The 19,784-nt window shown below is 72.7% G+C and carries 17 protein-coding genes and 1 pseudogene; 13 read left to right on the top strand and 5 right to left on the bottom strand.

The window, feature by feature from the left end:
- Positions 1-68: 68 nt before the first annotated feature.
- Positions 69-1,478 (bottom strand): DNA repair protein RadA, encoded by a 1,410-nt coding sequence (gene radA, locus ACZ619_RS10525; RefSeq protein WP_469596710.1) that lies wholly within the window; start codon positions 1,476-1,478, stop codon positions 69-71.
- Between the two features lie 209 nt (positions 1,479-1,687).
- Here radA and ACZ619_RS10530 point away from each other — a divergent pair, with 209 nt between their 5' ends.
- Positions 1,688-3,379: a BACON domain-containing protein gene (locus ACZ619_RS10530; RefSeq protein WP_469596712.1), complete on the top strand. Its 1,692-nt coding sequence runs from the start codon at positions 1,688-1,690 to the stop codon at positions 3,377-3,379.
- 61 nt (positions 3,380-3,440) lie between these two features.
- Here ACZ619_RS10530 and ACZ619_RS10535 read toward each other — a convergent pair whose 3' ends face one another.
- On the bottom strand, positions 3,441-4,301 hold the full coding sequence (locus ACZ619_RS10535) for a DUF3109 family protein (RefSeq protein ID WP_469596715.1): 861 nt from the start codon (positions 4,299-4,301) through the stop codon (positions 3,441-3,443).
- Positions 4,302-4,384: 83 nt separating this feature from the next.
- Here ACZ619_RS10535 and ACZ619_RS10540 point away from each other — a divergent pair, with 83 nt between their 5' ends.
- The 4 genes from ACZ619_RS10540 to ilvD all read left to right on the top strand — a co-directional run bounded on the left by ACZ619_RS10540 (position 4,385) and on the right by ilvD (position 8,936).
- Complete coding sequence (locus ACZ619_RS10540; protein WP_469596718.1) at positions 4,385-5,317, top strand: Ppx/GppA family phosphatase; 933 nt, start codon at positions 4,385-4,387, stop codon at positions 5,315-5,317.
- A gap of 120 nt (positions 5,318-5,437) precedes the next feature.
- Entirely contained in the window at positions 5,438-6,268 is an 831-nt protein-coding gene (locus ACZ619_RS10545) for a sugar phosphate isomerase/epimerase family protein (RefSeq protein WP_469596719.1), read from the top strand.
- Positions 6,265-6,915 (top strand): TetR/AcrR family transcriptional regulator, encoded by a 651-nt coding sequence (locus ACZ619_RS10550; RefSeq protein ID WP_469596721.1) that lies wholly within the window; start codon positions 6,265-6,267, stop codon positions 6,913-6,915. Before ACZ619_RS10545 ends, ACZ619_RS10550 begins: the two co-directional genes overlap by 4 nt.
- 167 nt (positions 6,916-7,082) lie before the next feature.
- The gene (ilvD, locus tag ACZ619_RS10555; RefSeq protein ID WP_469596723.1) at positions 7,083-8,936 is read left to right on the top strand and encodes a dihydroxy-acid dehydratase; all 1,854 of its coding nucleotides are present in this window, start codon (positions 7,083-7,085) and stop codon (positions 8,934-8,936) included.
- Between the two features lie 79 nt (positions 8,937-9,015).
- On the opposite strand, the gene ACZ619_RS10560 is transcribed toward ilvD, so the two are convergent.
- Positions 9,016-11,247: a serine/threonine-protein kinase gene (locus tag ACZ619_RS10560; RefSeq protein WP_469596726.1), complete on the bottom strand. Its 2,232-nt coding sequence runs from the start codon at positions 11,245-11,247 to the stop codon at positions 9,016-9,018.
- A 181-nt stretch (positions 11,248-11,428) separates the two neighbouring features.
- On the opposite strand from ACZ619_RS10560, the gene ACZ619_RS10565 reads away from it, so the two are divergent.
- The 7 genes from ACZ619_RS10565 (at position 11,429) to proC (ending at position 16,371) form a co-directional block, all read left to right on the top strand.
- Positions 11,429-11,683 carry an SH3 domain-containing protein gene (locus tag ACZ619_RS10565; protein WP_469596728.1) on the top strand — a complete coding sequence of 85 codons (255 nt, stop codon included), beginning with the start codon at positions 11,429-11,431 and terminating at the stop codon, positions 11,681-11,683.
- A 78-nt stretch (positions 11,684-11,761) separates the two neighbouring features.
- On the top strand, positions 11,762-12,043 hold the full coding sequence (locus ACZ619_RS10570; RefSeq protein ID WP_469596729.1) for an SH3 domain-containing protein: 282 nt from the start codon (positions 11,762-11,764) through the stop codon (positions 12,041-12,043).
- 55 nt (positions 12,044-12,098) lie between these two features.
- Entirely contained in the window at positions 12,099-12,605 is a 507-nt protein-coding gene (locus tag ACZ619_RS10575) for an EamA/RhaT family transporter (RefSeq protein ID WP_469596732.1), read from the top strand.
- A 65-nt stretch (positions 12,606-12,670) separates the two neighbouring features.
- A complete protein-coding gene (locus ACZ619_RS10580) occupies positions 12,671-13,486 on the top strand; it encodes a class I SAM-dependent methyltransferase (protein ID WP_469596734.1) in 816 nt (271 codons plus the stop codon).
- A 397-nt stretch (positions 13,487-13,883) separates the two neighbouring features.
- Positions 13,884-14,708, top strand: coding sequence for an ABC transporter ATP-binding protein (locus ACZ619_RS10585; protein WP_469596736.1), 825 nt, complete (start codon positions 13,884-13,886; stop codon positions 14,706-14,708).
- Positions 14,705-15,472, top strand: coding sequence for an ABC transporter permease (locus ACZ619_RS10590; RefSeq protein ID WP_469596738.1), 768 nt, complete (start codon positions 14,705-14,707; stop codon positions 15,470-15,472). Before ACZ619_RS10585 ends, ACZ619_RS10590 begins: the two co-directional genes overlap by 4 nt.
- An 86-nt stretch (positions 15,473-15,558) precedes the next feature.
- Complete coding sequence (gene proC / locus ACZ619_RS10595; protein WP_469596741.1) at positions 15,559-16,371, top strand: pyrroline-5-carboxylate reductase; 813 nt, start codon at positions 15,559-15,561, stop codon at positions 16,369-16,371.
- A 25-nt stretch (positions 16,372-16,396) separates the two neighbouring features.
- Here proC and ACZ619_RS10600 read toward each other — a convergent pair whose 3' ends face one another.
- Positions 16,397-17,023 carry a cysteine hydrolase family protein gene (locus tag ACZ619_RS10600; RefSeq protein WP_469596744.1) on the bottom strand — a complete coding sequence of 209 codons (627 nt, stop codon included), beginning with the start codon at positions 17,021-17,023 and terminating at the stop codon, positions 16,397-16,399.
- Between the two features lie 84 nt (positions 17,024-17,107).
- Between ACZ619_RS10600 and ACZ619_RS10605 the strand changes: the two are divergent.
- A pseudogene (locus ACZ619_RS10605) lies at positions 17,108-18,130 on the top strand (GlxA family transcriptional regulator).
- Here the strand turns inward: ACZ619_RS10605 and trpS are convergent.
- The gene (gene trpS, locus ACZ619_RS10610) at positions 18,046-19,095 is read right to left on the bottom strand and encodes a tryptophan--tRNA ligase (protein WP_469596747.1); all 1,050 of its coding nucleotides are present in this window, start codon (positions 19,093-19,095) and stop codon (positions 18,046-18,048) included. The pseudogene ACZ619_RS10605 and the gene trpS overlap by 85 nt on opposite strands.
- Between the last annotated feature and the right edge of the window lie 689 nt (positions 19,096-19,784).

The raw sequence follows: 19,784 nt of genomic DNA on the forward strand, positions 1-19,784 counted from the left end.
GTCGCAGGTTCTGAAGCCCTCCCGCACCCGCACGCGGTTCGTACGGACGGGCGAGACCAGGGCAAAGTCTACCGGCGCTCCTCCGCGTCCCGTGGGGCCTCTCGGCGACGGGAGCGCGGCAGCACCCGCAGCGCGTCCCCCACGTCGGCGACCTCCAGGACCTTCATGCCCGGCGGGATCTTGCCGGGATCGCCCGGTACGAGCGCGTGCGTGAAGCCGAGCCGGTGCGCCTCGGAGAGCCTGCGCTGGACGCCGGTGACCCGTCTGACCTCGCCCGCGAGACCGACCTCGCCGATGGCGACCAGGTTCTTGGGCAGCGGGGTGTCGCTCGCGGCCGAGGCCAGCGCCAGCGCGATCGCGAGGTCCGCCGCCGGCTCGGAGAGCTTCACACCGCCCACCGTCGCGGAGTAGATGTCCCGCTTGCCGAGCGCGCTGATGCGGCCGCGCTGCTCCAGCACCGCCAGCATCATCGAGACCCGGGAGGTCTCCAGGCCGGAGGTGGTGCGGCGGGGGGAGGGGATCTGCGAGTCCACGGTGAGCGCCTGGACCTCGGCGACCAGCGGGCGGCGGCCCTCCAGGGTGACGGTGAGACAGGTGCCCGGCACCGGTTCGGCCCGCCGGGTCAGGAACAGGCCGCTCGGGTCGGTGAGGCCGGTGATGCCCTCGTCGTGCAGTTCGAAGCAGCCGACCTCGTCCGTGGCGCCGTACCGGTTCTTGACGCCGCGGACGAGCCGCAGGCGCGCGTGCCGGTCGCCTTCGAAGTGGAGCACGACGTCGACCAGGTGCTCCAGCAGGCGCGGACCCGCGATGGCGCCGTCCTTGGTGACGTGGCCCACGAGGAGGGTGGACATGCCCCGCTCCTTCGACGCGCGGATGAGCGCCCCGGCCACCTCCCGCACCTGGGCCATGCCGCCGGGCGCGCCGTCGATCTCCGGGGAGGCGATCGTCTGCACGGAGTCCAGGATCAGCAGCGACGGCTTCACCGCGTCCAAGTGACCGAGGACGGCGGCCAGATCGGTCTCGGCCGCGAGGTAGAGGTGGTCGTCGATGGCGCCGATACGGTCGGCGCGCAGCCGGACCTGGCTCGCCGACTCCTCGCCGGTGACGTAGAGCGTGCGGTGCTCGTCGCTCGCCGACTTGGCGGCCACGTCGAGCAGCAGGGTGGACTTGCCGACGCCGGGCTCGCCGGCCAGCAGCACGACCGCGCCGGGCACCAGGCCGCCGCCGAGGACGCGGTCCAGCTCGGGGACGCCCGTGGTGCGGGCGGTGGCCTGGCGGCCGTCGACCTGGCCGATGGGCACCGCGGAGGTGGTGACCCGGCCGGGTGCCGTCGTACGGACCGCGGGCGCGCCGTACTCCTCGATCGTCCCCCAGGCCTGGCACTCGGGGCAGCGGCCGAGCCACTTCGCCGTCTGCCAGCCGCACTCGGTGCAGCGGTACGACGGTCGGTCCTTCGCGGTCTTGGTACGGGTGGCCATGCGGAAACCGTAGCCGCCGCCACTGACAGCGGGACCACGGTGGCACCGGTGACGGCTGCGGGTGGACCGGTCCCGGCCATCCCCGTCGGGAACGAGCCACGGAATTCGGGGCCCCTGTCCCCTTATGAGGGATCGTTTCACCCGTACGGATTAAAAGTGCTCAAGCCGCCAGAAGGGGCGATACGGGGCCGCCTACGGTCGCACGGGTGATGAGCAGCACTCCGGAGACCTCGGCCCGCACGACCGGCGCACACCGGGCGCATCGGGAGGCACGCGCGGCGCGTGATCGCACGGCGGCGCGCGCGCTGGCGCAGCGACCTCCCGCGCGCTACGAGCCCTACCTGGACGGGCTGTTCACCTACTGCCTCTCGGTGCTGTGCGACCACGACGCGGCCACCGCCGCCCTCGCGGACGTCCTCGTCCTCGCCGAGCGGCGGGGCCAGCGCGTCCCGGAGGCGGCCGGCGACCGCCGGGCCTGGCTGTACGCACTGGCCCGCTGGGCCTGTCTGCGCGGCCTCGCCAGGGCCAAGCAGAAACGTCAGGCCACCCACGCGGCGGGCCGCCACGTGGCCCCCGACGCCGCGGTCCCCGCCGACTCCCAGGAGCAGCGGCGCCGCGAACTCGCCCTGCTCGCCTGGCCCGAGGCCGCCGGCACCACCCCCGAGCAGCGCGAGGCGCTCGAACTCGCGGTACGCCACCACCTCGCCGCCCACGAGGTCGCCGCCGTCGTCGGCACGGACCTGGCCGTCGCCCGCGAACTGCTCTCCTCCGCCGCCTGCGAGGTCGAGCGCACCCGCGCGGCCCTCGCCGTCGTCGAGACCGGCGGCTGCCCGAGCGTGTCCCACCTCACCGGCGACAGCCAGCTGGTGCTCAGTGCCGCCCTGCGCCGCGAACTGGTCCGGCACGTCGACGACTGCCCGCGCTGCCGCCGTACCGCCGAGCGCGCGGCCCCCGGGCGCTGGCCCGGCGCGATGACCACACCCGCCGAGCTGCCCGTGCTGGAGGCGCCCCGCGCGGCCCTGCACATGGTGCTCGCGCACCAGCCACGCGCGCGCGGGGCCGCCGTTCCGCGCTTCGACCGGCGCGGCTTTCCGATGGACCCCAAGGACCACGCGGCCCGCCGCGACCGGCTGCGCGCGCGTGCCGTCACGACGACCGTCGTCGCCACGGTGGTGGCGGCGCCGGTGCTGGCCCTGTGGGCGGCCTACCGGGGCACGCCGGCGGGGGAGAGCCACGAGGGGCCCTCCGCGACCGCGCGCGAGGCCGCCGGCTCCGACGCGCTGGACGGCGACGGGGGCGGCGGCCGCCGGAACACCGGCGGTGCCGGCACCAGACCCGGGCCGCGCGCCGGGAAGGACGGCGAGGCCGACGTCTCGGTGAAGGTGATCAGCGTCGCCGGAGCGGGTTCGGCGGATGCCGGGGCGGGCCGGCTCGCGGTGAGCGCCGACAACGACGGCGACACGACACTGATCACGCTCAGCGCGTCCGGGCCGTCCGAGGTGCGGTGGTCGGTGTCCACCGGGGCGGGCTGGCTGTACTTCTCCCGTCCGTCGGGAACGCTCCGGCCGGGCGAGTCGTTCACGATCAAGGTGTACGTCGACCAGTTGCGGGAGCCCGCCGGACACTGGACGGCGCGGGTGGCGGTGGCGCCGGCGGGCGCGGTGGTGTCGATCGACGGGTTCGGCACGGCGCCGCCGACGCGCCGGGGGCCGAAGCCGCCACCGCCCACGGGCGTGCCGGGCCCGACGGCGACGGGCTCCGCGACCGCCGAGCCGACCCCCTCGTCCAGCGAGCCCCCGACCTCCGCCTCCCCGACACCCACCGCATCGGACACCACGAGCCCTACGGCCTCGCCCTCCCCTCCGGCCGGTGACGGCACAGGGTCACCGACGGCTCCGTAAGACCGCCCGGTGCCCGCCCGCTGCGCGGCGACAGCCGTGGGCCAAAGGCGGCCCCGCGGCTCTACCGGGGTGCCGGGTCGGCCGGGTGGGCGGCCAGGAGGGGGAGCAGGCCCGACAGGCGCTCCTCGCAGAGTTCGACCAGACGGTCGTAGCCGGCCTTGCCCATCAGCTCGGTCAGTTCGGGGCGGTACGAGACGTAGACCGGGTCGCCCGCGCCGTGCGCCGAGGTCGCCGAGGTGCACCACCAGTGGAGGTCGTGGCCGCCCGGACCCCAGCCCCTGCGGTCGTACTCGCCGATCGAGATCTGCAGGACGCGCGTGTCGTCCGGGCGGTCGATCCAGTCGTACGTGCGCCGGATCGGGAGCTGCCAGCAGACGTCCGGCTTGGTCTCCAGCGGCTCGCGGCCCTCCTTCAGCGCCAGGATGTGCAGCGAGCAGCCCGCGCCGCCCGCGAAACCGGGGCGGTTCTGGAAGATGCACGAGCCGTTGAACGGCCGGGTCTGGCGGGAGCCCTCCTCGTCCTCCGAGATCCAGCCGCCGCTCGTGCCCTCCGCGTGGTGCTGCCAGATCTCCGGCGTCAGCCGCGCCACATGGGCGGCGACCCGCTTCTCGTCGTCCTCGTCGGAGAAGTGCGCCCCCAGCGTGCAGCAGCCGTCGTCCGCGCGGCCCGCCTGGATGCCCTGGCAGCCGCTGCCGAAGATGCAGTTCCAGCGGGAGGTCAGCCAGGTCAGATCGCAGCGGAACACCTGCTCGTCGTCCGCCGGATCAGGGAACTCCACCCACGCGCGCGCGAAGTCGAGGCCCTTCTCGTCCGCGGCCAGGGCCTTCTTCGACGTCGTCGCCGTCTTCGGCGGCTTCACCCGCGAAGAACCGTCGGCAGATTTGGCGCCCTTGTGGTCCTTCGTCTTTTTCGTCTTTGGCACGGCTCCAGGGTAAGTCGCCGGGGGCGGGTTCGGGGACGGCTCCGAGGACGGGTTCCGGCCCTGGTGGCAGTAGCGTTCCGTACATGAGACTCGGTGTCCTCGACGTGGGATCTAACACGGTGCATCTGCTGGTGGTGGACGCGCACCCCGGCGCGCGCCCGCTCCCGGCGCACTCGCACAAGGCGGAGCTGCGCCTCGCCCAACTCCTCGACGGCAACGGGGCGATCGGCCCCGACGGGGTCGAGAAACTGGTCGCCGTCGTCCAGGACGCCCTCCAGGCCGCCGAGGACAAGGGCGTCGAGGACCTGCTGCCGTTCGCCACCTCCGCCGTGCGCGAGGCCAGCAACGCCGACGACGTCCTCTCGCGGGTGAAGGCCGAGACCGGCGTCGAGCTCCAGGTCCTCAGCGGCTCCGAGGAGGCCCGGCTGACCTTCCTGGCCGTACGCCGCTGGTTCGGCTGGTCCGCCGGAAAGCTGCTGGTCCTGGACATCGGCGGCGGCTCCCTGGAGATCGCGTACGGCATCGACGAGGAGCCCGACGCGGCGGTGTCGCTGCCGCTCGGCGCGGGCCGGCTCACCGCGGGCTGGCTGCCCGGCGACCCGCCGACCTCCGACGACATACGGTCGCTGCGCCGTCATGTACGCGCCGAGATCGCCCGTACCGTCGGCGAGTTCAGCCGCATCGGCGCCCCCGACCACGTGGTCGCCACCTCCAAGACGTTCAAGCAGCTGGCCCGCATCGCCGGCGCGGCCCGCTCCGCCGACGGCCTCTACGTCCAGCGCGAGCTCAAGCGCGACTCCCTGGAGACCTGGGTCCCCCGGCTCGGGGCCATGACCACCGCCCAGCGCGCCGCCCTGCCCGGAGTCTCGGAGGGCCGGGCGAACCAGCTGGTCGCGGGCGCCCTCGTGGCGGAGGCCGCGATGGACCTCTTCGGCGTGGAGAACCTGGAGGTCTGCCCGTGGGCCCTGCGGGAGGGCGTGATCCTGCGGCGCCTGGACCACATGGGCTCCTCGTAGACACCCCCCTGGTGGGGGCGCGGCCGGCCACCACGGAGCCGTGCGCGCCGACGCGACCCTGGTCACAACGGCGCGCAGTCGCCCCCTTTCCGCCCACCCCCACCCCGTAACCTGTCCCTCGTGGCAGAACCAAGGGACGTCGTCCGTATCCCGGATGCGAAGGTCGCGCTCTCCACGGCCTCCGTCTACCCGGAGCCGACGGCGACGGCCTTCGAGATCGCCGCGCGCCTCGGCTACGACGGTGTCGAGGTCATGGTGTGGACCGACCCGGTCAGCCAGGACATCGAGGCGCTGCGCCGGCTGAGCGACTACCACCGCATCCCGATCCTCGCCGTCCACGCCCCCTGTCTGCTGATCACCCAGCGGGTCTGGTCCACCGACCCCTGGGTCAAGCTCCAGCGGGCCCGGGCCGCGGCCGAGAAGCTGGGCGCGAGCGCGGTCGTGGTGCACCCGCCGTTCCGCTGGCAGCGCCAGTACGCCCGCGACTTCGTCGAGGGGATCTGGCGCATGGCGAACGAGACGGAGGTGCGGTTCGCGGTGGAGAACATGTACCCCTGGCGCTACCGCGACCGCGAGATGCTCGCCTACGCCCCCGACTGGGACGTCACCAAGGACGACTACCGGCACTTCACGATCGACCTCAGTCACGCCGCGACCTCCCGCACCGACGCCCTCGCCATGGTCGACCGCATGGGCGACCGGCTCGGCCACGTCCACCTCGCCGACGGCCGCGGCTCCGCCAAGGACGAGCACCTGGTGCCCGGCCGCGGCACCCAGCCCTGCGCCGAACTGCTGGAGCACCTCGCGCTCACCGGCTTCGACGGGCACGTGGTCATCGAGGTCAACACCCGGCGCGCGCTGTCCGCCGCGGAGCGCGAGGCCGACCTCGCGGAGGCCCTCGCCTTCACCCGCCTGCACCTGGCCTCGGCCGCGAAGGTCCCCCGCCGGTGACCGGAACCCGCGGCACCGGGACCGACGGGGACGGCACGGGCGGGAGCGGCACCGGTGTCCGGCGGCGCGGCCGGCCTCCGCGCACCGAGTCCGCCGGCACCCGGGACCGTATCCTCGGGGCCGCCCGCGAGGAGTTCTCCGAACGCGGGTACGAGAAGACATCCGTCCGGGGCATCGCCAAGGCCGCCGGTGTGGACTCGGCGCTGGTGCACCACTACTTCGGCACCAAGGAACAGATCTTCGAGGCCGCCGTCTCGGTGGCCCTCGCCCCCGCGCTCAACGCGCCCGCCGCGCTCGCCGAGGGACCCCTGGACGGCGTCGGCGAGCGGCTGACGCGGTTCGTCCTCGGCGTCTGGGAGAACCCCACCACCCGTACGCCCCTGCTCGCGATCGTCCGCTCCGCCGTCAACAACGACACGGCCGCGGCCGTCTTCCGCCGGCTGATGGCCGCCCAGCTGCTGCGCCGGATCGCGGGACGGCTGGACCTGCCCGACGCGGAGCTGCGCGCCGAACTGGCGGCCGCGCAGCTGGTGGGGTGCGCGATGCTGCGGTACGTGATCAAGGTGGAGCCGCTGGCCTCCGCGGACCTGGAGACGATCGTGTCGCGGATCGCCCCGGTGGTCCAGGGCCACCTGACCGGCCCCTGAACCGTCCCGACCGGCCCCCTGACCCGCCCCTGACCTGTCCCCGACCCCGCCGTCCCGAGACACCCGTCCCGAGACACCCGTCCCGTATTTCGGACACCTCGTCCCGAGGCCTGAACGACGGGCGTACGCTCAATAGCAGCCCTATCTGTCTGAAGGAGCGATCGACGATGCCCGAGCTGAGGTCCCGCACAGTCACCCACGGCCGCAACATGGCGGGCGCCCGCGCCCTTATGCGCGCCTCCGGTGTACCCGGTGCGGACATCGGCCGCAAGCCGATCATCGCGGTCGCCAACAGCTTCACCGAGTTCGTGCCGGGCCACACGCACCTCCAGCCGGTCGGCCGGATCGTCTCCGACGCGATCCGCGAGGCGGGCGGCATCCCGCGCGAGTTCAACACCATCGCCGTCGACGACGGCATCGCGATGGGCCACGGCGGCATGCTGTACTCCCTGCCGTCCCGCGACCTGATCGCGGACAGCGTGGAGTACATGGTCGAGGCGCACTGCGCCGACGCCCTGGTCTGCATCTCCAACTGCGACAAGATCACCCCGGGCATGCTCATGGCCGCCCTGCGCCTGAACATCCCGACGGTCTTCGTCTCCGGCGGTCCCATGGAGGCCGGCCGGGCCACCCTGGTCGACGGCACGGTCCGCACCCTCGACCTGATCGACGCGATGGTCGACGCCGCGAACGAGAACGTCTCCGACGAGGACGTCCTGCGGATCGAGGAGAACGCCTGTCCGACCTGCGGCTCCTGTTCCGGCATGTTCACCGCCAACTCGATGAACTGCCTGACCGAGGCCATCGGCCTCTCCCTCCCCGGCAACGGCTCGGTCCTGGCCACGCACACGGCCCGTAAACAGCTGTACGTCGACGCGGCCCGCACCGTCATGGACGTCACCCGCCGCTACTACGAGCAGGACGACGACACGGTCCTGCCGCGCAACGTCGCGACCTTCGCCGCGTTCGAGAACGCGATGGCGCTGGACATCGCGATGGGCGGCTCCACGAACACGATCCTGCACCTGCTGGCCGCGGCCCAGGAGGCGGGCGTCCCCTTCGGCCTCCCGGAGATCGACGCGGTCTCGCGCCGGGTCCCCTGCCTCGCCAAGGTCGCCCCGAACGTCGCCAAGAGCCGCACGTACTACATGGAGGACGTGCACCGCGCCGGCGGCATCCCCGCCCTCCTGGGCGAGCTGCACCGGGCGGGCCTGCTGAACGAGGACGTCCACTCGGTCCACAGCCCCTCGCTCGCCGACTGGCTGAAGACCTGGGACGTGCGCGGCGGCTCCCCGTCCCCCGAGGCGGTCGAGCTGTGGCACGCGGCGCCCGGCTGCGTGCGCTCCGCCGAGGCGTTCTCCCAGTCCGAGCGCTGGGCGTCGCTGGACGAGGACGCGGCCGAGGGCTGCATCCGCAGCGCCGAGCACGCGTACTCCAAGGACGGCGGCCTGGCCGTCCTCAAGGGCAACCTCGCCGTCGACGGCTGCGTGGTGAAGACGGCCGGCGTCGACGAGTCGATCTGGACCTTCGAGGGCCCGGCGGTCGTCTGCGAGTCGCAGGAGGAGGCCGTCGAGAAGATCCTCAACAAGAAGGTGACCGAGGGCGACGTCGTCGTCATCCGCTACGAGGGTCCCAAGGGCGGCCCCGGCATGCAGGAGATGCTCTACCCGACGTCCTTCCTGAAGGGCCGCGGCCTCGGCAAGTCCTGCGCGCTGATCACGGACGGCCGCTTCTCCGGCGGTACCTCGGGCCTCTCCATCGGCCACGCCTCCCCGGAGGCGGCCTCCGGCGGCACCATCGCCCTCGTCGAGGACGGCGACCGCATCCGGATCGACATCCCGAACCGCACGATCGAGCTCCTCGTCGACGAGGCCGAGCTGGCCCGCCGCGAGGAGGCCCTGGGCGGCGAGTACGCCCCGAAGAACCGCGAACGCAAGGTCTCCGCTGCTCTGCGGGCCTACGCCGCGATGGCCACCAGCGCCGACAAGGGCGCCGTCCGCGACGTCAGCAAGCTGGGCTGACCCGCCACCGCACCCCGCCGAAGGGGCCGCCTCCCACACCGGGGTGCGGCCCCTTCGCCGCACCCCCGCCCCCGCGGCCTCACCAGGCCCCGGGATCCCCCGAGTCCACCCCGAAGACGGTCCCGTCGGGGGCGGTGGCGTAGACGTGGGTGCCGAGGAGCACGGGGGCGGGCACCGAGGCGGCGACCCCGCCCGAGTCCGGTCCGAAGCGGGACGAGGTCTGCCCGGCGGCCTTTCCGGTGTGCCCGTCCACGGCCATCAGCCGGCCGTCGGCGGTGGAGAAGTACACGTACCGGTCGTCGGCGACGGGCGTCGAGCCCCGGCTGACGGAGGTCTCCAGGTGCCAGGCGCGCTTGCCGGCCGCGGTGTCGACGGCGTCCAGCGAGCCGGTGGCGCTCAGCAGGTAGACCACGCCGTCGTGCACCGTCGCCCGGGCGTCGTCGCGGGCCGCGGGCAGCTTGATCCGGCGGGCGGCCCCGGACCCGGGTGTGTAGCGCACCACCGCGTCGGCGGTGCCGTACACCGGGTCGGCGCCGAGCAGGAAGACCGCCCCGTCCTGGGCGCCGACCGGCTTCAGCAGGCCGTCCAGCCGGGAGTCCCACCGCACGTCCCCGGTGGCCGGGTCCACGGCTGTGACCCGGGTACTGGTCCCGTCCGCGGAGGTGCTGGTCACATACGCCGACGACGGGTCCGAGGCGAAGAAGTCGATCGTGGGCGTGGAATCGGCCCCGGTCGGTCTCGTCCACTTGGCGGTGCCGGTCGCGCTGTCCACTCCGGTGACCGTGCCGTCCGCGCGGGCGAGCAGCAGCATGTCGCCCGCGTACCGCATCCCCTTGTTCTCGGGCAGGTCGCGCTCCCAGCGGATCTTCCCGGTGGCCGGGTCGAGCGCCGTCACCCGCCGGGCCTCGTCCGTGACGAGCTGGACGAGCCCGCCGGAGAGCACCGGGGCCCGGTCCCCGCGGGCGTCCGCGACCGAGCGCCGCCAGAGCACGGCGCCCGTCACCGGGTTCAGGGCGAAGGTCACCTTCCCCTCGCTGCAGTACAGCTTCCCGTCGCCGTCGGCGCACATGGGGGTGGAGGCGCCCTTGCCGACAGGGTTCGCCTGCCAGGCGGCGAAGGCGGCCGCGGTGGTCCGGGGGCTGTTCTCCTCCGGTCGCGGGGTGCTCCCGGTGCTCCACACCAGGGCCGCCACCGCGCCGAGCGCGAGAACACCGGCGCCCGCGGCCACGGCGGCCCGTCTGCCGAGACGCGGCCCGCGCCCCGCCCGCGCCCGCCCGTCCTTCGAACCCTCCTTCGAGCCCCGCTTCGAGGCTCCCTTCGGCGGCCCGCCCGCCGACGCGTCCGCGGGTTCCTCCGACGCGTCCGCGGGTGCTTCCGACGCGTCCGGCGCCGCCTCCGCCTCCGGTTCCGTTTCCGCCGGGTCCGCGGCGCCCTCGGTACCGAGGGCCCGCTGCGTCGGTATGAACGCCTGTGTGTCGTACGAGGCCGCCAACGACCTGAGCTCGCGCATCAGTTCGTCCGGCGTCGTCCGGTCCTCGGGTTCCTTGGCGAGACAGCGCAGCACCAGCGGCGCGATCTCCTCGGGTACGCCGGTGATGTCGGGGTCGTCGTGCACGACCTGGTAGGCGACGACATACGGACTGTCCGAGTCGAACGGCCCGCTCCCGGTGGCCGCGTGCACCAGCACCGACCCCAGCGCGAAGATGTCGGCGGCAGGCCCCACTTCACGCGGCCGCCGGAACTGCTCCGGCGCCATGAACGGCGGCGTACCGATCAACTTGCCCGTCTCGGTCCGCAGTTCGCTGTCTTTCGGCCGGGAGATCCCGAAGTCGATGACCTTGGGCCCGTCCTCGGCGAGCAGCACGTTGCTCGGCTTGAGATCCCGGTGCACCACACCGACCCGGTGGATGTCGCGCAGCGCCTCGGCGAGCCCCGCCATCAGCCGGCGCAACTGGGCAGGCGCCATCGGCCCGTTCCGCTTCACCTGCTCGGCGAGGGTCGGACCGGGGATGAAGAGGGTGGCCATCCAGGGCCGCGCGGCCTCCGGATCGGCGTCCACGACGGGCGCGGTGAAGGCACCGCTGACCTTGCGGGCGGCGGCCACCTCCTGCCGGAAACGGCCCCTGAACTCACGGTCCTTGGCGAACTCCGCGTGTACGACCTTCACCGCGAGCTTCAGTCCCGAGGTGCTGCGGGCCAGGTGCACCACACCCATGCCGCCCGAGCCCAGGCAGGACTCCAGGCGGTAGTGCCCGGCATACTCAGGAAGTTCCGCTTCCGCTCCCGCTCCGGTGTTGCGCTGTGGCGTCATGGGTTCACCCCCGTGCTGTTCTCCGCGCGCGCGACGCACGGAGCCTAGTCGATGACGCGTGCGATTCAGAGGCGGCTTGCTAGCCTCCGCGTGCGAGTTACCGGCATGTGTTTCGTGGCTCGAATGAGGGGAATCAACGGGACTCCATGGCACTTCATGGGTTCAGTGGGGGGAGCAGCACATGTCTGTGAATTACTACTCGGTCGCCCCGGGCGTCCGCCTGAACGTCCGCAGCGGTCCCGGCACCAGCTACGACATCACCCGGGTCCTGCCCGAGGGCGCGAAGGTCCCGATCTACTGCCAGACGCCGGGTACGACGGTGTCCGGCTACTACGGCACCTCGAAGATCTGGGACAACATCAGCAACGGCGAGTACGTGTCCGACGCCTACGTCCACACGGGCAGCGACGGCTACGTGGCCGACCGCTGCTCCTGATCCGGTCCAGGGGGGACCGGGATGACACCCGCCAGACGCGCTTCCGTACTTCTCGCGGGCTCCGCCGGAGCCTTTCTCATGGTCCTGGGGTCGGCCTCGGTGGCCGCCGCCGTGGCGACGTACCCCGTCGCCCCGGGCGTCCGCCTCAACGTCCGCAGCGGCCCCGGCACCAGCTACAGCATCACCCGCACACTCCCTGAGGACACCAAGGTCCCGATCTTCTGCCAGACGCCGGGTACGACGGTGTCCGGCTACTACGGCACCACCAACATCTGGGACAACATCGACAACGGCGAGTACGTCTCCGACGCCTACGTCAACACCGGCAGCGACGGCTACATAGCCGACCGCTGCGCCTGACCGGTCGTAGCGACCCCGACCCGGGGCCCGCGGCATCCGGCGCCATAATCGTCCCGTGAGCGACGAACCAGGCACCCCGGACACCCCCGCGGGCTCCACCGGCGGACCCCGCCCCGAGCCCCTCCGCTTCTTCGGCACGTCCTGGGTCCACCACGACGACGGCTACACCGGCCGCCGCATCGCCGTCGCCGCCGGCTCGCTCGCCGCCGCGGTCCTCTCCTGCCTGGTCCTGCGCCTCGCCTACGAGGGCGTGCGGCTCGCCGACACCGGCGCCTTCGTGACCGTCCTCGTCGTCGTGATGTTCGCGATCTGCAGCGCCCTGGCCTTCCGCAACACCTGGGAGTCCTTCGGCAGGCGCCCCGACCCCGAACGCCAGGCCTCCCTGCGCGGTCTGCTGGCCATCGGCTTCGTCGGCTCCCTCCTCGCCTACTTCTTCCGCTCCCTCACCGAGGCCCCCGGCGAGAAGCTGCACCGCGCCGAGTACGACACCGCCGTCGAGGAGCACCGGCGCCGCTCCACCCGCCGCTCCGGCAACCCGTCGAAGAAGAAGCGCAGGAGCTGACCCGGGCCGGTCGGCCCACCGCGAACTCCCTGTCTCCCGACGGCCCGTGCCGGGACCATGGCCGCATGACCACGAGCCAGTCGAACCTCCCGGACCTCCCGCACCTCGCCGCCTCCCACGCCGTGCGCGCCCGCTCCTTCGACGCCGCCGCGGCCCAGTACGCCGCGAACCGCCCCTCCTACCCCTCCGCCCTCCTCGACGCCGTGGAGGAGGAGGCCGGCCGCTCGCTCACCGGCGCCCGGGTGGTCGACGTCGGCGCGGGCACCGGCATCTCGACCGCGCTGCTGCACGCACGCGGCGCCGACGTGGTCGCGGTGGAGCCGGGGGAGGGCATGGCGGCGCAGTTCCACGCCACGCTCCCCGCCGTCCCGGTCGTCCGCGGCAACGGCAACGCCCTCCCGCTGGCCGACCGCACCGCCGACTTCCTCACCTACGCCCAGGCCTGGCACTGGACCGACCCCGCGCGCTCCGTGCCGGAGGCGCTGCGCGTGCTGCGTCCCGGCGGGGCGCTGGCGCTGTGGTGGAACACGAACGCCCTCGACGTCGGCTGGATCGCCGACCAGGCCGGTCGCATCGGCGGCTTCTTCGGCGTGGACGTCGCCGGAGAGAAACGCAGGGCCGCCGACCGCACGGACCTCGCCGACCCCAGCGGACGGCTCCGCTTCGCCCGCCGCGAGGTCCGCTGGAGCCGCCGCGTCCCCGTCGACACCCACCTCGCCAACCTCGGCAGCCACTCCGCGTTCCTCGTCACCCCCGAGGACCGCCGTACCGCCTTCCTGACCGAGGAACGCACCCACCTCCTCCAGTCCTTCCCGGACGGCACGATCGAGGAGACCTACGACGTCCTGCTCCTCGTCGCCCTCAACACCGACGCGAGGTAACACCCCGACCCAGGGCGGCTCCCCGCTCGTGGAACGCGGCCGAGAAGCACCCGCCAGGGGGCCCGGGACCTTCTCGGCAGGCGGCCGCGCCGCGCTTCACCGCGGGTGTGCGGGGCTGATCGGGCCCGTGCGGTGAAACCGCCCGTCGGGAGGACCGCGCGTGCCCGACGGGCGCTTGCCGCCGCCGACTTCGTCAACGCGCCGCCGCCCGGCTCCGCCGCGGGTGTGCGGGGCCGAGCGCGCCCCTGCCGCGGAGCCGTCCGTCCAGCAGCGCCCCGTGCCTGCCCCGTGCCTCTCCCCGGCGGGGTGCTCCTGCGTCATGTCCGCCATGTCCTCGCAAGGAGCCTGCCGTCGCCTCCCCTTGACGCTCCTCTCCTCGCCGAGCATTATTCATCACATGGTGAATTACTCGCCGGAGTCGCCCGAGGCCCCCGGCCGAACCGACCTGCCTCCGGCCGTCCAAGCCCGTGGGCTCACCGCAGTGCGCGGGCCCCGTACCGTTCTGCGCGGCCTCGACTTCGCCGTGCCGCGCGGCCAGATCACCGGACTGCTCGGCCCCTCCGGATGCGGCAAGTCGACGCTGATGCGGGCGATCGTCGGCACCCAGGCCAAGGTGTCCGGCACCCTCGACATCCTCGGCAGCCCCGCCGGCCACCCCACCCTCCGCACCCGCATCGGCTACGTCACCCAAGCCCCCTCCGTCTACGACGACCTGACCGTCCGCCAGAACCTGGACTACTTCGGCGCCGTCCTCGACCCCGCCCGCACCGCCGCCGCCCGCCGCGCCGACGTCGACCGCGTCCTCGGCGAGGTCGACCTCGCCGGCCACGCCGACGCCCTCGCCGGCAACCTCTCCGGCGGACAACGCGGCCGCGTCTCCCTCGCCGTCGCCCTCCTCGGCACCCCCGAACTCCTCGTCCTGGACGAACCCACCGTCGGCCTCGACCCCGTCCTGCGCCGCGATCTCTGGCACCTCTTCCACTCCATCGCCGCCACCCGCGGCGCCACCCTCCTCATCTCCTCCCACGTCATGGACGAGGCCGAGCGCTGCCACCGCCTCCTGCTCATGCGCGAGGGCCGGATCCTCGCCGACGACACCCCCGAGGCACTGCGCACCCGCACCGGCTCCGACACGGTCGAGGCCGCCTTCCTCCACCTCGTCGACCAAGCCACCACCGGGGACACCGAAGGCACCGAGGACACCGAGGAGACGGCACGATGAGCAGCACCACCGCACCTGTCCGCGCCCTGAACCTCTCCCGCACCACGGCCACCGCCGCCCGCGTCCTGCGCCAGCTCCGCCACGACCCCCGCACGATCGCGCTGCTGCTCCTCATCCCCTGCCTGATGCTGGTCCTGCTCCGCTACGTCTTCGACGGCAGCCCGCACACCTTCGACAACATCGGCGCCTCACTCCTCGGCATCTTCCCGCTCATCACGATGTTCCTGGTGACCTCCATCGCCACCCTGCGCGAACGCACCTCCGGCACCCTCGAACGCCTCCTCGCCATGCCCCTCGGCAAGGCCGACCTCATCGCCGGCTACGCCCTCGCCTTCGGCGCGCTCGCCATCCTCCAGTCCGCCCTCGCCACCGGCCTCGCCGTCTGGTTCCTCGGCCTCGACGTCATCGGCTCCCCCTGGCTCCTGCTCCTGGTCGCCCTGCTCGACGCCCTGCTCGGCACCGCCCTCGGTCTCTTCGTCTCCGCCTTCGCGGCCTCCGAGTTCCAGGCGGTCCAGTTCATGCCCGCGGTGATCTTCCCCCAGCTCCTCCTCTGCGGCCTCTTCACCCCGCGCTCCGACATGCACCCCGTCCTCGAAGCCATCTCCGACGTCCTGCCCATGTCCTACGCCGTCGACGGCATGAACGAGGTCCTCCACCACACCGACATGACCGCGACCTTCGTCCGGGACGTCCTGATCGTCGCCGGCTGCGCCCTGCTGGTCCTGACCCTGGGAGCGGCCACCCTCCGGCGCCGCACCCCCTAGCGCCGGCCGCTCCCGGCACCCCGCCCCACGTCCCGCCCAGCGGACAAGCACCACACCCCCCGCACCCCGGTGCGAGACTGAACCGCATGAGCCAGAAAGTCGCAGTCCTCGGCACCGGCAAGATCGGCGAAGCCCTGCTCAGCGGAATGATCCGCGCCGGCTGGGCACCTGCCGACCTCCTGGTCACCGCCCGCCGCCCCGAACGGGCCGAAGAACTCCGCGCCCGCCACGGAGTCACCCCGGTCACCAACGCCGAGGCCGCGAAGACCGCCGACACCCTGATCCTCACGGTCAAGCCGCAGGACATGGGCACCCTCCTGGAGGAACTCGCCCCGCACATCCCCGCCGACCGCCTCGTCATCAGCGGCGCCGCGGGCATCCCCACCTCCTTCTTCGAGGAGCGCCTCGCCACCGGCACCCCCGTCGTCCGCGTCATGACGAACACCCCCGCCCTCGTCGACGAGGCGATGTCCGTCATCTCCGCCGGCAGCCACGCCACCGACGCCCACCTCACCACCGCCGAGGAGATCTTCGGCGCCGTCGGCAAGACCCTCCGCGTCCCCGAGTCCCAGCAGGACGCCTGCACCGCCCTCTCCGGCTCGGGCCCCGCGTACTTCTTCTACCTGGTCGAGGCCATGACCGACGCCGGCATCCTGCTCGGCCTGCCCCGCGACAAGGCCCACGACCTCATCGTCCAGTCCGCGATCGGCGCCGCCGTGATGCTCCGCGACAGCGGCGAACACCCCGTCCGGCTCCGCGAGAACGTCACCTCGCCCGCCGGCACCACCATCAGCGCCATCCGCGAACTGGAGAACCACGGCGTACGGGCCGCCCTCATCGCCGCCCTCGAAGCCGCCCGCGACCGCAGCCGCGCACTCGCCTCCGGCAAGAAGGACTGACATCCCCGACCGGGGGCGGCCACCCTCACCCCGCCGCGGCCGCCACGATCTCCTCCGTGGTCAGCACCCGCGCGAAGCCGCCCCCGTGCAGGGACACCGCCGACGCCCGCGCCAGCTCCTGCGCACCGAGCCGCCAGCCGAACGGCCCCGCCAGATCGAACGTGTACGTCGCGTCGAACGCCACCAGCACGTCGTACCCGAGATTCCCGCCCATCCGCGCCGTCGTCTCGACACACATGTTGGTCTGGATCCCGGCCAGCACGATCTGGCCGACACCCCGCCCCGCCAGCCAGGCCCCCAGATCCGGCGCCCCCAGGAACGCCGAGTTCACGGACTTCGTGACCAGCAGCTCCGCGCCGCCGCCCCGGGCAGCCCCCTTCCCCCTCCGCTCCGCCACGTACTCCTTGAAGTCGTTCCCCTCATGCCCGCTGCGCAGCGGCGACCCCGGCTTCGACGAGTCGTGCCGTACGAACACCACCGGCCGCCCGGTCCCCTGCCATACGTCGATGAGCGCGGCGATGTTGTCGTCCGCCCCGGGGTTGTTCCGCGGCCCCCAGAAGCCGAGCTCCTCGAAGCCCTTCTGCACATCGATGACCACCAGCGCCGCGTCCGCGGCGACGGCGACCGCCCCGCTCTCCGTGTCGTTTCCCATGACCGCGATCCTGCCGCCCTGACCCACCCCTCCCCAGAGCGCCGAAAGCCAGCGATCGATGGTTTACTGCCACACGTGCCGACCATCGCCCCCGCCGAGCGCATCGCCCTCGTCGCCTTCCCCGGCATCCGGGCCTTCGACGTCTCCGTCATCACCGAGGTCTGGGGCACCGACCGCACCGACCGCGGCGCCCCCGCCTTCGACCTGCGCAGGGTCGCCCCCGACCGCACCACCCCCATCCCCATGCGCGGCGGCCTGGCCCTCCACCCCGACCGCACCCTGGCCTGGCTGGACCGGGCCGACCTCGTCGTCGTCCCCGGCCTCGACGACCACCTCACCCCCGCACCCACCCCCGTCCTCGACGCACTCCGCCGCGCCCACACCCGCGGCACCACCCTCGCCGCCCTCTGCGGGGGCGCCTTCACCCTCGCCCAGGCCGGCCTCCTCGACGGCCGCCGGGCCATCACCCACTGGAACCTGCTCGACCTCCTCCGCACCCGTCACCCCCACGTCACCGTCGTCCCCGACGCCCTCTTCATCGAGGACGACAACATCTGGACCGCCGCCGGTACGGCAGCCGGCATCGACCTCTGTCTCCATCTGGTCCGCCGGACCCACGGCGCCGAGGCCGCGGCCACCATCGCCCGCTCGATGGTCACCGCCCCCTTCCGCACCGGCACCCAGGCCCAGTTCATCGAGCACCCCACACCCCGCGCCGACCGCGACGCCGACACCCTCGCCGCCGTACGCGAACACGCCCTGCGCCATCTGCACGAACCGCTCACCGTCACCGGCCTGGCCGCCCACGCCGGCATGTCCCCGCGCAGCTTCGCCCGCCACTTCACCGCGGAGACCGGCACCACACCGCTCCGCTGGCTCCTCGACCAGCGCCTCGCCGCCGCGCAGAAACTCCTCGAACGCACCGACCTGCCCATGCCCTAGATCGCCCGCCGCGCCGGCTTCGGCAGCGAGGTCACGATGCGCCAGCACTTCGCAGCGCGCCTCGCCACCAGCCCCCGCGCCTACCGCGCCGCGTTCAACGCGGGCCCGGCCGCGCCCACCGACCCGGTGAAGGCACCCGGCGGCAACAGCCCGATCGCCCGATAGGCGGTATCGACGATCGGCCGGGCGATCGCCCGTGCCCTCTCCGCACCATGCCGCAGCACCTCCTCCACCTGTCCCGGATCGGCGCACAACTCCTTGTGCCTGGCCCGCAGGGGCCTGAGCGTCTCCACCACCGCCTCCGCGGTGGCCCGCTTCAGAGCGCCGTACGACTCGTGAACGGCTGCGAGTGACTCAGGGTTCCCGTCCGTGCACGCAGCGAGAATCTCCAGCAGATTCGCCGCCCCGGGCCGCTCCTCCCGGTCGTACACGACGTCCCGCCCGCTGTCGGTCACCGCCCGCATGACCTTCCGGTGGACCACGTCCGGCTCGTCGAGCAGATAGACGATGCCGGGCCCGGAGTCGTCGCTCTTCCCCATCTTCGAGGTCGGGTCCTGGAGGTTCATCACCCGTGCCGCCACGGTGGGCACGGTCGCCTTCGGCACCACGAACGTGTGCCCGTACCGCTGGTTGAACCGCACCGCCAGATCCCGGGTCAGCTCCACGTGCTGCGCCTGGTCGTCCCCGACCGGCACCTCGTCCGTCCCGTACGCCAGGATGTCCGCCGCCATCAGCGCCGGATACGTCAGCAGGGACAGCCGCACCCCCCGGCCCCGCGCCCCCTCGCCCGCGCCCTTCTCCTTGTACTGGATCATCCGCCGCATCTCCCCGTCGGTCGCCACGCACTCCATGACGTACGACAGCCGGGTGTGCTCGTCGACATGGCTCTGCACGAACACGGTGCACAGCTCCGGATCCAGCCCCGAGGCCAGCAGCAGGGTGGCCGCCTGCCGGGTGAGCCTGCGCAGCCGCGCCGGATCGTGGTCGACGGTCATCCCGTGCAGATCGACGACGCAGAACAGCGCGTCCGCCCGGTGCTGGTCCACCGCGGCCCACTGCCGCATGGCCCCCAGGTAGTTCCCCAGTGTCAGGTGCCCGGTCGGCTTGATCCCGCTGAAGACCCGTGTCATTCCCTCTCCACCTCCTGGTCGAGGCCGCCGTCCCGGCGGCCGGCCCTCAGGGACTCAGGAGGGAGAAACGCGAACGGCCGCCGAGGCGGCGGCCGTTGAACGCGTACGTGAGCGCGGCCGCCGTCAGGCGGCCCACCACTGCTGGGTGCACGTACGCGTAGTCGTCATGCCGGCCACGATACGCCCGCGGGGTCCCGTTCCACCGCGAGTTGACACACCCCAACCCGATACGTAGTGTTCTCCGAGTTGTCCGACGTGAGCGCCGACCCCGGTCGGTCCCCGGACAGCCATTCCGCAAGTACCTAGCAGCCCTCGGCGATACGTCGTCGTGTGCTTTGCCGTGCGTATTCGCGAAATGAGGAATCCACGTTCGAAAGGACGTGGCCCCCGATTAGCTCGGAGGCCGGGAATCCGCTAAAGTCTCACTCGTCGGAACGGCCCAACAGCCGGGAAGACAAGCCCCCCTCTGACTGGGAATCAGACGCCGAAAGGATCTGATAGAGTCGGAACCGCCGGAAAGGGAAACGCGAGAGCGAGAACCTGGAAAGCACCGAGGAAATCGGATCGAAAAAAGATCTGATAGAGTCGGAAACACCGAAGGGAAGCCCGGAGGAAAGCCCGAGAGGGTGAGTACAAAGGAAGCGACCGTTCCTTGAGAACTCAACAGCGTGCCAAAAGTCAACGCCAGA

Source organism: Streptomyces sp. NPDC104367 (assembly GCF_055583825.1).

What these genes read in the sequence shown, in the direction of transcription:
- radA (WP_469596710.1), bottom strand. Translation starts at nt 1,478, where the DNA reads ATGGCCACCCGTACCAAGACCGCGAAGGACCGACCGTCGTACCGCTGC.
- ACZ619_RS10530 (WP_469596712.1), top strand. Translation starts at nt 1,688, where the DNA reads ATGAGCAGCACTCCGGAGACCTCGGCCCGCACGACCGGCGCACACCGG.
- ACZ619_RS10540 (WP_469596718.1), top strand. Translation starts at nt 4,385, where the DNA reads ATGAGACTCGGTGTCCTCGACGTGGGATCTAACACGGTGCATCTGCTG.
- ilvD (WP_469596723.1), top strand. Translation starts at nt 7,083, where the DNA reads ATGCCCGAGCTGAGGTCCCGCACAGTCACCCACGGCCGCAACATGGCG.
- ACZ619_RS10560 (WP_469596726.1), bottom strand. Translation starts at nt 11,247, where the DNA reads ATGACGCCACAGCGCAACACCGGAGCGGGAGCGGAAGCGGAACTTCCT.
- ACZ619_RS10565 (WP_469596728.1), top strand. Translation starts at nt 11,429, where the DNA reads ATGTCTGTGAATTACTACTCGGTCGCCCCGGGCGTCCGCCTGAACGTC.
- ACZ619_RS10570 (WP_469596729.1), top strand. Translation starts at nt 11,762, where the DNA reads ATGGTCCTGGGGTCGGCCTCGGTGGCCGCCGCCGTGGCGACGTACCCC.
- ACZ619_RS10580 (WP_469596734.1), top strand. Translation starts at nt 12,671, where the DNA reads ATGACCACGAGCCAGTCGAACCTCCCGGACCTCCCGCACCTCGCCGCC.
- ACZ619_RS10585 (WP_469596736.1), top strand. Translation starts at nt 13,884, where the DNA reads ATGGTGAATTACTCGCCGGAGTCGCCCGAGGCCCCCGGCCGAACCGAC.
- ACZ619_RS10590 (WP_469596738.1), top strand. Translation starts at nt 14,705, where the DNA reads ATGAGCAGCACCACCGCACCTGTCCGCGCCCTGAACCTCTCCCGCACC.
- proC (WP_469596741.1), top strand. Translation starts at nt 15,559, where the DNA reads ATGAGCCAGAAAGTCGCAGTCCTCGGCACCGGCAAGATCGGCGAAGCC.
- ACZ619_RS10600 (WP_469596744.1), bottom strand. Translation starts at nt 17,023, where the DNA reads ATGGGAAACGACACGGAGAGCGGGGCGGTCGCCGTCGCCGCGGACGCG.
- trpS (WP_469596747.1), bottom strand. Translation starts at nt 19,095, where the DNA reads ATGACACGGGTCTTCAGCGGGATCAAGCCGACCGGGCACCTGACACTG.